General features: G+C 53.4%; 11 protein-coding genes. 7 read left to right on the forward strand and 4 right to left on the reverse strand.

Translation table 11 applies throughout. The annotated features are described in order from the left end of the window. Nucleotides 1-22: 22 nt before the first annotated feature. Entirely contained in the window at nt 23-226 is a 204-nt protein-coding gene (locus tag JMJ04_RS20105) for a hypothetical protein (protein WP_201372206.1), read from the reverse strand. Between the two features lie 77 nt (nt 227-303). Continuing rightward, entirely contained in the window at nt 304-1,152 is an 849-nt protein-coding gene (locus tag JMJ04_RS20110; protein WP_201372207.1) for a hypothetical protein, read from the reverse strand. Nucleotides 1,153-1,429: 277 nt separating this feature from the next. Between JMJ04_RS20110 and JMJ04_RS20115 the strand changes: the two genes are divergently transcribed. From JMJ04_RS20115 to JMJ04_RS20135, 5 genes are all read left to right on the forward strand, one after another. Next, nucleotides 1,430-1,666, forward strand: a complete 237-nt coding sequence (locus JMJ04_RS20115) for a hypothetical protein (RefSeq protein WP_007904316.1) — start codon at nt 1,430-1,432, stop codon at nt 1,664-1,666. A 285-nt stretch (nt 1,667-1,951) separates the two neighbouring features. Beyond that, nucleotides 1,952-4,708, forward strand: a complete 2,757-nt coding sequence (locus tag JMJ04_RS20120; RefSeq protein ID WP_201372208.1) for an alpha-L-rhamnosidase — start codon at nt 1,952-1,954, stop codon at nt 4,706-4,708. A gap of 199 nt (nt 4,709-4,907) precedes the next feature. After that, nucleotides 4,908-5,729 (forward strand): sugar phosphate isomerase/epimerase family protein, encoded by an 822-nt coding sequence (locus tag JMJ04_RS20125; RefSeq protein WP_201372209.1) that lies wholly within the window; start codon nt 4,908-4,910, stop codon nt 5,727-5,729. A 76-nt stretch (nt 5,730-5,805) separates the two neighbouring features. Beyond that, nucleotides 5,806-6,879 (forward strand): Gfo/Idh/MocA family protein, encoded by a 1,074-nt coding sequence (locus tag JMJ04_RS20130; RefSeq protein WP_201372210.1) that lies wholly within the window; start codon nt 5,806-5,808, stop codon nt 6,877-6,879. A 29-nt stretch (nt 6,880-6,908) separates the two neighbouring features. After that, on the forward strand, nt 6,909-7,628 hold the full coding sequence (locus JMJ04_RS20135; protein ID WP_201372211.1) for a glycine/sarcosine/betaine reductase selenoprotein B family protein: 720 nt from the start codon (nt 6,909-6,911) through the stop codon (nt 7,626-7,628). Nucleotides 7,629-7,711: 83 nt separating this feature from the next. On the opposite strand, the gene JMJ04_RS20140 is transcribed toward JMJ04_RS20135, so the two are convergent. Continuing rightward, nucleotides 7,712-9,328: a peptide ABC transporter substrate-binding protein gene (locus JMJ04_RS20140; RefSeq protein ID WP_201372212.1), complete on the reverse strand. Its 1,617-nt coding sequence runs from the start codon at nt 9,326-9,328 to the stop codon at nt 7,712-7,714. Between the two features lie 611 nt (nt 9,329-9,939). Here JMJ04_RS20140 and JMJ04_RS20145 point away from each other — a divergent pair. Both JMJ04_RS20145 and JMJ04_RS20150 read left to right on the forward strand, forming a co-directional pair. Then, entirely contained in the window at nt 9,940-10,590 is a 651-nt protein-coding gene (locus JMJ04_RS20145; protein ID WP_201372213.1) for a CAP domain-containing protein, read from the forward strand. A gap of 41 nt (nt 10,591-10,631) precedes the next feature. Then, nucleotides 10,632-11,213, forward strand: coding sequence for a CGNR zinc finger domain-containing protein (locus tag JMJ04_RS20150; RefSeq protein ID WP_201372214.1), 582 nt, complete (start codon nt 10,632-10,634; stop codon nt 11,211-11,213). Nucleotides 11,214-11,254: 41 nt separating this feature from the next. On the opposite strand, the gene JMJ04_RS20155 is transcribed toward JMJ04_RS20150, so the two are convergent. Further along, nucleotides 11,255-12,307, reverse strand: a complete 1,053-nt coding sequence (locus JMJ04_RS20155) for a hypothetical protein (RefSeq protein WP_201372215.1) — start codon at nt 12,305-12,307, stop codon at nt 11,255-11,257. Nucleotides 12,308-12,501 lie beyond the last annotated feature (194 nt).

A 12,501-nucleotide genomic window follows, 5' to 3' on the forward strand; every position in this document is an offset into this window, starting at 1 on the left:
GAAGCAGCTCTAGGAGCGAGATTTAGCGCTCACGCGTGTTGGTGTTGCGTGGGGACTGTTTCTGGGAACCTGATGTCAACTGCTGGCAGGTGTCCATCAGGTTTTGTGCGGCCTGCTCGGGAGTGATGCCGGCCGCTTGAGCGGCAGTGACAATATCGCTTTGGGTGATATTGCGGCTATCACCATGATTGTCATTCACTTTGCCGCAACCACAGCTAACGCACATAGTAGATGCTCCTTATGCTGACTGACAACGGTAAGAAAAAAGTCTCTCTCAGTGAACCCGTTACGGGCCAGTGCTGGCTAAACGCGAGAGTAGGCCTCTTGCACCACACGATCAATCGTGTAATGAAGTTTTTGCGCGTAGAGAGCCGTCTTCTCACCAGTGAACCAGGCGGCTTCGCGAGCAGCCTGAAGTTGGCGGCTATCGTTGGGAAGACCACGCGCAATCGGGGTGCGTGGAGTCAGGCGATCATAGTTTTCGCGCAGGCTGAAGCGCTGCTGTACGGGTGATGTACCCAGATCGACATAGCCACCATCGACGCCGAGCTGGCGGAATTGCCAGTAGTGTCCATCATTGGCGTTGAACCAGGTGATATAGCCACCGGGGAGCACCTGGCGGGGCTCAGTAATGGCGCCGGTGTAGCTATAGCGCTCGCCGTTGGCGCGCACAGGCTCATAGTAGTGAGGTGTGCAGAAGTCGGAGACGAGGATGTCATTGACGGTGTAGGCCAGTTCCGCGCCCTGACAGGGATCGCAGATGCCAAGGAGATACTGAACGCGACCATGCTCTCTCTTCAAAGAGGGGCCGGCAACCAGGCGATTCCCATAAGGATCGGCCAGCATCTCCAGGCACTCATGGCTGGCGCTGAGTGACCAGCTATTGGAGTACTGGACGAGTGCGTAGGGCTGACCCTGCTCATCGAGGTGGAAGCCGAGCGCGTGATCAGGAACATTGGCGCGAACGATGATGGGCCAGTAACCCAGGGGCACATCCTCCAGGCGGCTGAAGGCATCAACGGTTCCAAAGATATTCCAGATGGGGGCAAAATCGCGGGTTACCTGCTTTTGGAGTGCCGCGGCAACGCGAGTCAGTTCTGGCATGCTAATGGCATCGATCTCCGACACCAGGGCGATGTGTGAAAACATCATAGTATCTTTTTCTCCTGAATACTGCATCTGGCAGGAAATATGTTCCGTAAAAAGGAAGCGAGTGGCCGGTTGGCCCGCGCTCTCTTTTTGTTTCTACACCCAACGTACCCCTGCCGAAGCAAACACGCATTTGCAAAAGAGAACTTAAGAATGAGAGCGATAGAATGGCATATAGAAAGAAGTCTTTCTTTCTGGCTTACCTAATCTTTAGCTTTTTCTGCTCGCTATAATGGCAATGGGAAAGAGCACCATGCAAGGAAAAAGGAGTGAGATAGCTATGTCGCAATGTGAACAATGTGGCAATGAGTATGACAAGGCCTTTGAGGTCAACATGTCCGGAAAGCGGCATGTGTTTGATAGCTTTGAGTGCGCCATCGCGGCTCTAGCGCCTACCTGTCAGCACTGTGGCTGCCGGATTGTGGGGCATGGAGTAGAGACGCATGGCTCGATGTATTGCTGCGCCCACTGCGCGCGCAAAGCGGGCGCGCAGGACATGCGTGACCGCGACGCTTAAGCAAACACAGATACTATTTTGATATTGCTTATAGCCGAGTAGAGAGGGAAGCTGAATCCTATACGCTTTAGCTGTTAGGGGGCTTCCCTTTACGCTTTAGCTGTATAGGGGGCTTCCCTCTTTTATTACAAGAAAAAGGAGAACAGCAGGGTCCCAATCCATTCTTTTTCAACTTTAAATTGACAAATATTTTTCTCGCAGTTACACTTTCGTTAATTACGAAATTAATGTATTGGCCATAATGTATTGGCAGAAAAAACTCAATGCTTGAAAGAGGGGTTACGGATGACCAGGATTGTTGCGCTGCGCTGTGAATATGCCCAGAATCCACTCGGTATCGATTGTGAGTATCCCCGGTTCTACTGGCGCCTGGAGTCCTCCCAACGTGGGACTCGCCAGAGCGCCTATCAAATTCTTGTTGCGTCTAGCCCCGAGGCATTAGCGGAGCGAACCTCGTTGCTCTGGGATAGCGGCAAGGTACATTCGGAGCATTCAACCCATATTGCATATGCAGGTCCCTCTCTCCAATCACGACAACGGGTCTGGTGGCAGGTGCGTATCTGGGATGAGCAGGGCCAGATAAGCGATTATAGCGAGCCTGCCTGGTGGGAGATGGGCCTATTGCAGCGTGATGATTGGCGTGGGCAATGGATGGTTGTACCAGAGCCAGAGCAAGCTGCAGCCCATTTTTCTCCACATCTTGCACAGCAGTCAGGGGTGCTGGCGGAAGAGATTGAGCGCTGGCAATACATCCAGGCTGAATTTGACGAGAAGGCTCGCCCCTGCCCGATGGTGCGCAAGGAGTTTCGGGTTGGCGCCGGACTCAAACAGGCGCGTGTCTATGCGACTGCGCGCGGCCTCTATCTCCTCTCGCTCAATGGGCAGCGTGTTGGTGATGACTATTTCCGCCCTGGTTGGACCGACTATCATCAGCGCTTACAGTACCAGACCTATGATGTGACCTCGCTCCTTGTGCCGGGCGAGAACGCCCTAGGCGTTATTCTGGGGGATGGCTGGTATCGCGGGGTCATGAGCTGGCTAGGCCAACGCAATTTTTATGGCCAGGCGGTGCAAGCCCTGGTGCAGCTTGAACTGGAGTATAGTGATGGCTCGCGCGAAGTCGTTGTCTCAGACGAATCCTGGAAAACGGCGACCGGGGCCTTGCAGTACTCAGATATGTTGATGGGCGAGGCCTATGATGCACGCCTGGAGCAGCCTGGATGGAACCAGGCTGGCTTTGATGAGGCGCACTGGCAAGCAGTCACTATTCAGCCTCTGGATGCGACCTTACTCGTGGCACAGTATGGACCAGGTGTCCAGAAGGTAGCTGAGTTAACGCCGCAGCAGATTCGCGAACTACAGCCCGGCACCTATCTTGTTGATCTGGGGCAGAACATGGTTGGCTGGATGCGGCTACGCGTGACGGGGCCAGCCGGGACAACGGTGCAACTGCGTTTCGGCGAGATGCTGCAATCTGATGGGACGCTCTATACCGAGAACCTGCGCACGGCGCGAGCGACGGATCTCTACACACTCAAAGGTGGGGGTGAAGAGGTGTATGAGCCACATTTTACCTTCCACGGCTTCCGCTATGTCGAGGTCACGGGCTATCCCGGCCAACTCACCAATGAGCATATTACTGGTATTGTTGTACAGACCCCGACGCCGCCAACAGGTTCCCTCCTGAGTTCAAACGCTATGCTTAACCAGCTTGTGCATAATATCGAGTGGGGGCAGCGCGGCAACTTTTTAGAGGTCCCAACGGATTGTCCCCAGCGCGACGAGCGCCTGGGCTGGATGGGCGATGCCCAGATCTTTGCACGGACCGCGACCTATAATGCAGATGTGGCCGCATTCTTTACCAGGTGGCTGAGTGATGTGGCGGATGCCCAATCTCCCGAGGGCTGGCTGCCGAATATCGTCCCCAGCATCATTGATCCCAAGGCTGGCGCTCCGGCCTGGGCAGATGCCGGCATTATCGTTCCCTGGACGCTGTACCTGGCCTATGGTGATACCCGCCTGCTTGCACGCCAGTACACGTCGATGACGCGCTGGCTGGAGTTTCTGGTCGAGGCCAATCCCGATGGGCGCTGGCGCAAACGGCGCAATGGCGGGGGTGAGGGGCAATGGGACTTTGGTGATTGGCTTTCTATCGAGGCTGAGACGCCAAAGGACGTCGTTGCTGATGCCTTTTTTGCGCACAGTGCTGCTCTCCTGGCAAAGATCGCACGTGTCCTGGGGCGCGAAGACGACGCAATGCGTTACGATAAACTCTTTGCGCGCATCCAGACTGCGTTCCAGACCTCGCATATCACGTCAGACGGGCGGGTCGCGGGCGAAACGCAGACTGGCTATGTTCTGGCTCTGCGCTTCGGCCTTATGCCCGAGGCTCTGCGCCCTATCGCCGCACAACACCTGGTTGAGGATATCCAGCGTCGAGGCGGTCATCTCTCGACTGGCTTTGTAGGCGTTGCGCATCTCCTGCCAGCGTTGACCGAGAATGGGCGCGTTGATGTTGCCTACCAACTCCTGCTTAAGGACACTTTTCCCTCCTGGGGCTACTCTATTCGGCATGGCGCGACCACCATCTGGGAGCGTTGGGATGGCTGGACGGCTGAAAAGGGTTTTCAGACTCCGCTGATGAATTCGTTCAACCACTACTCCTTTGGTTCGGTGGGAGAGTGGCTCTATCGCTATGCGGCGGGTATTGAAACCCAGGAGATGCCTGAGGCCGCCTTCAAGCAGAGCATATTGCGCCCCTTCCCGGACCCCTCTCTGCAACGCCTGCGCGCCGTCTATGATTCGATTCATGGCCGCATCGTAAGCGCCTGGGCCTATGAGGAGTCAACCTTTACCTGGCAGATTGAGCTACCGCCCAATACCACAGCAGCGGTCTATGTTCCAGCCGCTCCAGGAGCGCTCATCAATGGCCAGGAGGCCCAGGTGCTTCGGGAAGAGGGTATTACCTTTGTACGACGCGAGGAGAATGCCGCTGTCTACACAGTGCAAGCAGGTCATTACCAGTTCATGGTTAGTATGTAGATAGAAAGCGACATTGTGGCAGCAATACTCTGGCAGGGGAGAGAATGAGGCGCTCAGCGTGACGCTCTTATAGGCAGCACAGCAGGCCTTGCACTGGCACAAGCGAGCGCATTGGCCTGAATTTCTTTTCCTGAAGAGGCGTATTGTGGCATACTACAACGTATAGCACAGTGGTTTAAAGCGAAGGAGATGAGATGTTATGGAAGACCCACAGAAGCGTATATCGTTTATGGGAGCCAATTATGTCGCTCAGCAGGTTGGCTATCATATGACGCAGGGTTGGGGCGAGGGCGATAGCTCCACCAATGCCTATTTTCGGCCCATTAAGACCTTCGCGCAGCGTTTCGAAGCCTTACTACTCGCTATTCGAGGGATGGGCTTTTCGCTGATGGATCTCTGGATGGCCCAGTTAAACTGGTCGTGGGCTACCCCTGAGCATGTCACCATCGCGCGCGATCTGCTCCAGCGTTATGATGTTCGCATCGTCAGCCTGGCGGGATACTTTGGCACGACCAGGAGCGAGTTTGAGGCTGCTTGCAGCCTGGCGCGGAACCTGGATGTCTCAATTCTTGGCGGCTCGACTGGTCTGCTGGCCGATGACCGTGCCTCGATGGTTGCCATTCTCAAGCAGTATGGCGTCCGTTTAGGGATCGAGAATCATCCGGCGGAGAAGACCGCTCAGGATATGCTCGACCTCATTGGTGATGGCGGAGATGGCTTTATCGGAACCGCGATTGATACCGGCTGGTACGCCACTAATGGCTATGATGCCGTGCGCGCCATTGAGGAGCTCTATCCTCATCTTATCTATGTGCATCTCAAAGATGTGCTAGCGCCTGGTGCTCACGACACCTGCCGCTATGGTCAGGGCTGCGTTGATATCCCCAAGTGCGTAGAGACGCTGGAGCGCCTGGGCTACCAGGGGATCTACAGTATCGAACATGAGCCAGAGCATTTTGACCCGACCGAAGATTGCATCGCCATGCGTGAAATGCTATTGAAGTGGCTCACACAAGCGTAGTTGGCTATGGACTGAACTGGGTAGGCAAAGGGAAGTGTGCCTACCTTTCCTCTCGACTTAAAAAGGAATAAACACTATGGAGAAAAAACCATTTCGTATTGCCGTCGTTGGTTGTGGAAATATTGCTGGCGCCTATGCCAAAACCCTGGAGCCTTATTCTCATATTCAATTATTGGGTGCGACTGATGTGGATCTCACGCGTGCGGAAGCCTATGTCTCGACCTATGGCGGCCAGGTCTACGCCTCGTTAGATGAACTGCTGGCGGATGAAGATGTGGACCTGGTAGTCAATTTGACCATTCATCACGCCCATGTCGAAGTGATCCGCAAGTGCCTGCTTGCCGGAAAGCACGTCTATAGCGAGAAGCCCCTGGCGCTGGATGGGCAGGATGCCTGGGAACTGGTCAAGCTGGCTGAGCAGCAGGGCAAACGTCTAAGCTGTGCGCCGATGACGATTCTCGGAGAGGCGCAGCAGACCGCCTGGAAGCTTATTCGTGAAGGAGCTCTGGGAACGGTACGCCTGGCGTATGCCGAGGTTAATTGGGGGCGTATTGAGTCCTGGCACCCGGCGCCGGGTCCCTTCTACGAGGTGGGTGCGCTCTTCGACGTAGGCGTGTATCCACTCACGATCCTGACTTCGATCTTTGGTCCGGCGCGGCAAGTGACCGCTTTTGGCAAGGTACTCTATCCAGATCGGGTGACGAAGGAGAATGTGCCTTTCCATATTAGTACGCCTGACTTTGCGGTGGCGGCCATCGAATTTGCCTCGGGCGCAGTTGCTCGCCTGACGACCAATTTTTATGTTGGCCATCATAGTCCTCAGAAAGGCATCGAGTTCCACGGCGATAAGGGTTCCTGCTTCCTGAATGACTGGCAAAATTTCTCAGGGAAGGTCGAGTTCACCGAGTTTGGGGGTAGCTACCAGCCGGTACCTTATGTGAAAGAGTCATTCCAGGGAACCGAGTGGGCGCGTGGTGTTGTTGAACTGGCCGAGGCTATCGAGGAGGACCGGCCTGCGCGCATCACCGGGGCCCAGGCCGCCCATGTCGTCGATATCCTCTGCGCCATTCAAACCTCCTTTGGTGAAGGTCACCCAGTTGCCATCGCTTCGGAGTTTGCGCCGCCTGCTCCCATGGACTGGGCGCGTTAGTTTACATACATAAGAAGGAGACCTGGCGGATGCCAATATCCAAACGGTGTATTCCCTACACCCCGCGCTCGCGCGAGCTAGCGGATAGCGTTATTGCGCTGGTGAGTACTGCGGGTGTGCACCTGCGCGAGCAAGAACCCTACAATGTGGATGGGGACAACACCTGGCGCCTTCTTCCCGGCGATGTCAGCGCGAACCAGCTCATGGTGACTCATAGTCATTATAATCATCAGGATGCGAACCAGGATATTAATTGTGTGTTCCCTATTGATCGTTTACGCGAACTGGCTGCTGAGGGGATCATTGGGGGCGTCAACGATAAACATCTTGGCTTTATGGGCTATACTCAGAACTTTCGTGACCTGTATGAGCGCGTGGCGCCAGAGATGGCGAAGCTTATTTCTCGCTCAAAGGCCGACGCTGTTGTGCTCACTGCTGGCTGCCCACTCTGTCATCGCGTGGCGGCGGCGTTAGCGCGTGAGATAGAGATGACGGGCCTACCCACCGTCTTTATCAGCGTCGCGCCAGATCAGACGAAGCAGGCTGGTCCTCCGCGTGTCCTGGCCCCACAGCATTTTAAGCTTGGCAATAGCCTGGGAGGGCCTGGTCAGCTGGACCTGCAACGCCAGGTTTTGTTGGATGCCCTACGCCGTCTGGAAGCGCGCGAGGAGCCAGGTCGCTTCTGGGAGCTCGAGTATCCCGCGTATGATAGCAGTCAGTGGCAGCCTATCAACCTTCAAGAAGGATAAAAAAGCGTAGTACATAGGCATAAAAAATTTCCAGGGGGGGCAGGCCTGCCCCCCCTGGAAATTTTTTATGCCTATGTACTACCTTATGAGAGATAGACGTTGGACCAGTCACCGAAGTAGAGTCCGCCACCGTTCAAAACGACACCATGGAGGTTGGCGGGGATGATGCCCGCCAGTGTCTGATGCGAGAGCGGGAGCCAGCCCACATCATCGATAGCGACTCGCTCGGCCTGGGCATAGAGATCCAGGCGCTCCTGGCCTGATTTCTGTTCGGCCTGTGCGACCAGACTATCGAATTTCGGATTGCTCCAATCGCCATTGTTATTGGCCGAGGTGGAGAGCAGGCTCAGGTCCAGCCATTCATAGGGATCGGGGAAGTAGACGCCCCACTGGGTAAAGCCAAACTGGACCGTGTGTTTCGAGGTCTCGCTATTATACGAGGTTAGTTCCATCGGATTGAGCTTGACCTGCACACCAAGGGCGGACTGCCACATTGCCTGCAAGGCCGTTGCCGCATCCTGGGGAAACTGTGAACCAGGATACGAAAACGTCACGGGCGGCATCTTACTGACATCTGGGTAGACCGACTGGAGGAGCTGTTTGGCCCTGGTCATGTTATATGAAATGCCGGAATAATCTGGTTGGGCGCCGGGCTGGCCCGGCGGGATGATTGTGCTAGCAGGTGTAACAGAATCTTTAAAGATGTTTGTCGCCAGAAGGTTTTTATTTATAGCCGCGGCAAAGGCCTGGCGAACGGCCGACTTGTTGAAAGGCGCGGTCTTATTGTCAAAGAAGAGTAGATTGCTTTGCAGGATAGGCTTGCGAATGAAACCAGGCAGGTTTTTCGCCGTCTCCTGGTCGTGTGGGGTAATGCCCCAGGTAAAGTCGTATTGTTTGGCCTGATACGCTTTATAGGCGGTCTCTGGTTCTTTGACGAAGAACATTTCGACCTTCTTTAACTTTGGTTTTGCCCCATAGTAGTTGGGATTGGGTACCAGGTCCATTTTGACCCCATGTTGCCAGGACTGGACGATGAAGGGACCTGTCCCCGCGCCCTGCCCTGCCACGTGCTGTGCCCAGTCGACCTGCCCATACTTGTCAATCAGCTTCTGATTGAGCGGATAAAAGAGGTTGACGGTCAGTAGTTGGAGGAAATAGGCGGTGGGACGTTCCAGCGTGACCTGGAGCGTCTGGTCATCGAGCGCCTTTACTCCCTCTAGCGTCGTGGTCTTGCCACTATTGACATCTTTGGCGCCGACAATGGCCTCCTCCAGGACTGGCGCGATAGGAGACTTCACCTCGGGGAGCAAGGCTCGTGTCCAGGTATAGACATAGGTCTGCGCGGTAACAGGAGTGCCATCAGAGAAGGTGATACCCTTCTTAAGATGGAAGGTGTAGACCTTGTTATCCTTCGAGATATCCCAGGTGGCCTGGTCTGGTTGAGCGCTCAGGTTCTGATCCGCCTTTACCAGGCCTGTGAAAAGCATGTTGATGGCCAGGTTAGAGTTAGAGTCGGAACCGCTGGCGGGATCAAGCTTGCCAATGTCATTGGTTCCAACGTTGGGGAAGCGCAGGACCTGGTTGTTTGTGGATTGATTGTTCTGCTGTGTGCCTCCGCAGGCGGCTAGGAGGAGGATTGCCAGGCTACTCAAGAGTAAAAAGGGCAACAGGTGTGTGCGCTGTTTCTGTGTATCGTGCATACACAGTCTCACTTTCTATGGTTCAGATGTAGAGGGATGAGTGACGCCGGACCGGGCTATTCTCTCTGCACAAAATACAGTTATCAACTTCGATATTATTTTCATGAACTTGTCAGAAAAGCGTTCCGGGTCGTGTACGACTTTTGGGTAGATGAGGCTATCTCCTCTTTAAGAAGATAGTTCTCTATAATAATACTCTATGGCTTGCTAAAATGGATATATTGGTGGGCTTCTCATTTATGTATCGGTTTGCTACCAGGCTTTCTCCATATCAAACAACTATATGGTAAAAAGTCAGGTCGAATTGTGGAGGCATGTTTTTCTTTAGCTCCGACTAAGATCTTATTCCGAAACCCAACGTCACTGGCGTGCCTAGCGCTTCCCTCATTCGGGGACACGCGCGCTCAGGGTTTTCGGAGAAGAAGTATGCAGGAAGTACCAGAAATTCGCGAATGCTTACTGTATCGGCAATTGTCTATGTTATGGTAGATAGAAGAATGGATTTGTACGAATGGAGGCGCTTTGCTGTGAAAAAATGCTTGTGTATTTTATCAGTGCTAGCTGTGTGTATATTTCTGGTTGCCTGTGGCGCATCTTCAGGTTCTGCGGCTATGCCCGGTAAGAACGGCGCGTCGGCGACATCAACCTCTACGCAGAAGCAAATGGGGACAGAGGTGGCGGAGCGTCCTCTCGCGACGCCAACGCCGAAAAAATCAGTTCAACCAACGCCAACACCACAATCTACGCAGGTCCCTACCCAGGGAGGAGCAAATGGTGGAAATACTGGTGGAAGCAGTGGTGGAGGCAATGGAGGTGGTACCCCTCCCGTTTCGAGCACGGATCAGCAGTTAGCGCAGCAGCTCTTTGCGCTGGTGAACCAGGATAGAGCCGCTCAAGGTCTGCCAGCGCTTACCTGGACGCCCACGCTTGTGGTGAGTGCGTCTCAACATACCCAGGTCATGGCAGGAGGGTGTGGGCTCTCGCACCAGTGTCCAGGCGAGAGTAGTCTGGGGACGCGCGAAACGAATGCGGGAGTCAACTGGAATGCCTGTGGCGAAAATATTGGTACAGGTGGTCCTGCCCCTTCCTACAATGCGCAGTGGAGCATGGCTTCAGGCCTTCATCGGAGTATGATGAATGAGACCCCTCCTAATGATGGGCATCGTCGTAATTTGTTAAGCAGCACTTTTCATCGTATTGGGATTAGCATCTTTGTCGATGCACACAATACGCTCTGGTTAACCGAGGATTTCTCGAATTAGTTGTATGAGGATTTTGTTCTCGTTCCTGGAGGAGATGTGTGATGGAAGTGTTGGCTCTCGATTTTTTAAATAGTGATTATCGTGATTATCGTGGAAGTGGTCGTGCAGAGGATCGCTTTCTGCAACTTGCCTGGCGCCAGCAATTTCTGGCGCGCTGGCACTTAGACGTGGATGCAGCAGCTCTAGATGAGAGTATGATGCGTTCTCTGATCACACTCCGATCACACTTATGGGACTATGCGGCTCGCCTGGCGCGGGGGGAGCCGCTCGCTGTAGCTGATATGACGCAACTACAGCCGTATCTCCAGGTCTCTGCTGCGCGGCGAACCCTCTGTCAGGACCAGGATGGTCATTGGCGAATTGTGTTGGAGCCGTTGCAGAAGGATTGGCTCTGGGTACAGAGTGAGATCGTGACCTCTTTTGTGGAGTTGATCACAACGCAAGAGACTGCACGCATAAAGATCTGTGAGAACGATGCCTGTGGCTGGATCTTTTTTGACGCAAGCAAGAACCGTAGTCGGCGCTGGTGTGCGGGGTACGCTTGTGGCAATATGATGACGGTACGGCGTTACAGAGCACGCCAGGCGCGTGATAGCCAAGCGATAGTAAGCGAGGATCACTAAAGTTCCTCACTTACTATCGCTTGTGTTTTGCCTCTGCTGGGTCACGACGTTTTCTTCAGTTTGATATATGCATGCTGTTTGGGATCATAGCGGTAGATGGGATTGCCATCTTCATATTGAAGATCACCGCCTTTGCTTGATAGCCACATCAGAACCTGCGTATTCGGTGGGAGGTTTGTGTTCCATTGCCAGTGCCCCAGGGCCTGTGAACCCGTGACGGCATAGAGCCATATCCCGCCGTCATCATCAATAGTGTTAGGTGAGAGTTTACGGCAAGGGACCATGTCATCGTCTTGCTGCCCCTCAAGGGTAAAATCGCAGGCTCGTAGCATCATCTTCTCTACCGTTGTGTGTGGTTCGAGATAGGGGTAATTATCCAGGCCCGGCACCTTTTGTGGTTGCATCATTGCCAGCGCCCAGACCCATGAACCAACCTGGACATGCATATCAGTTGCGACAAAGAGGCTCACCGTATCGTTGTTGGTAATCTGGATCTGTAAATTGCAGCCACCGCTGCAATCAACGTATCTATTTGCCTCCGCCTGTTGTTTGATGGTTTGTGGCAAGTGAATCAGAGGCGTAGGTGTTGGCTTCACAAACGAAGGTTCACTAATTTTACGCACAATGCCACCGATAGCGACCAGGGGCGACTGAGGTTGGAGTGGGATAACGGCCCCGACTGTTAAATTCTGGCAATTCTGACCAAAGACACGGTTCAACGCTTGTATAGAATTTTTTTGCGCGTCGTTAAAAATTTTCGTTGATTGCCCCATGTTCATTTGATTGGCCAGGATTTCATTACAGGAATCGCCATCTTGAATGGTGTAGGGAATAACTCCCATCTGTGGTGAGACGGCGGGAAACGGAAATGATGTATGAGGCGGTGGAAGGTCCGCATGTGCGCCGGTAATAGTTGAAAAAATTTGTGAAAGACTTAAAAGGCCGCTATTTGCAATAAATAGAGAGCAAGCGAGAAAAGGTAAGAAGCCAACAAAGCATATAACAATTCCAATTATCGTTTTCCACGGTAGCGAACGAGCAATAATATCCACGTTCTCTGCCGATGAAGACCTGGGAAGAAATCGGCGGGACATGATATACTCCAATCTTAGCCTTCTATTGCTTATAACTTACATATTCTTATTATAAGAAGTACCGTAAAAGTTATAATGAAAGCTATTTAAATATGTAGTTTGTTTTATGATAGGTATTTCATATAGAGATTGGTTTTGTGTGCTGGTCTTTCTTAGCAAGGGCGCCTTCTATATCTAATCCCGTGGGTAAGTGC

The organism is Ktedonobacter robiniae, from assembly GCF_016587375.1.
In the GTDB taxonomy this organism is placed as follows: Bacteria; Chloroflexota; Ktedonobacteria; order Ktedonobacterales; family Ktedonobacteraceae; genus Ktedonobacter; species Ktedonobacter robiniae.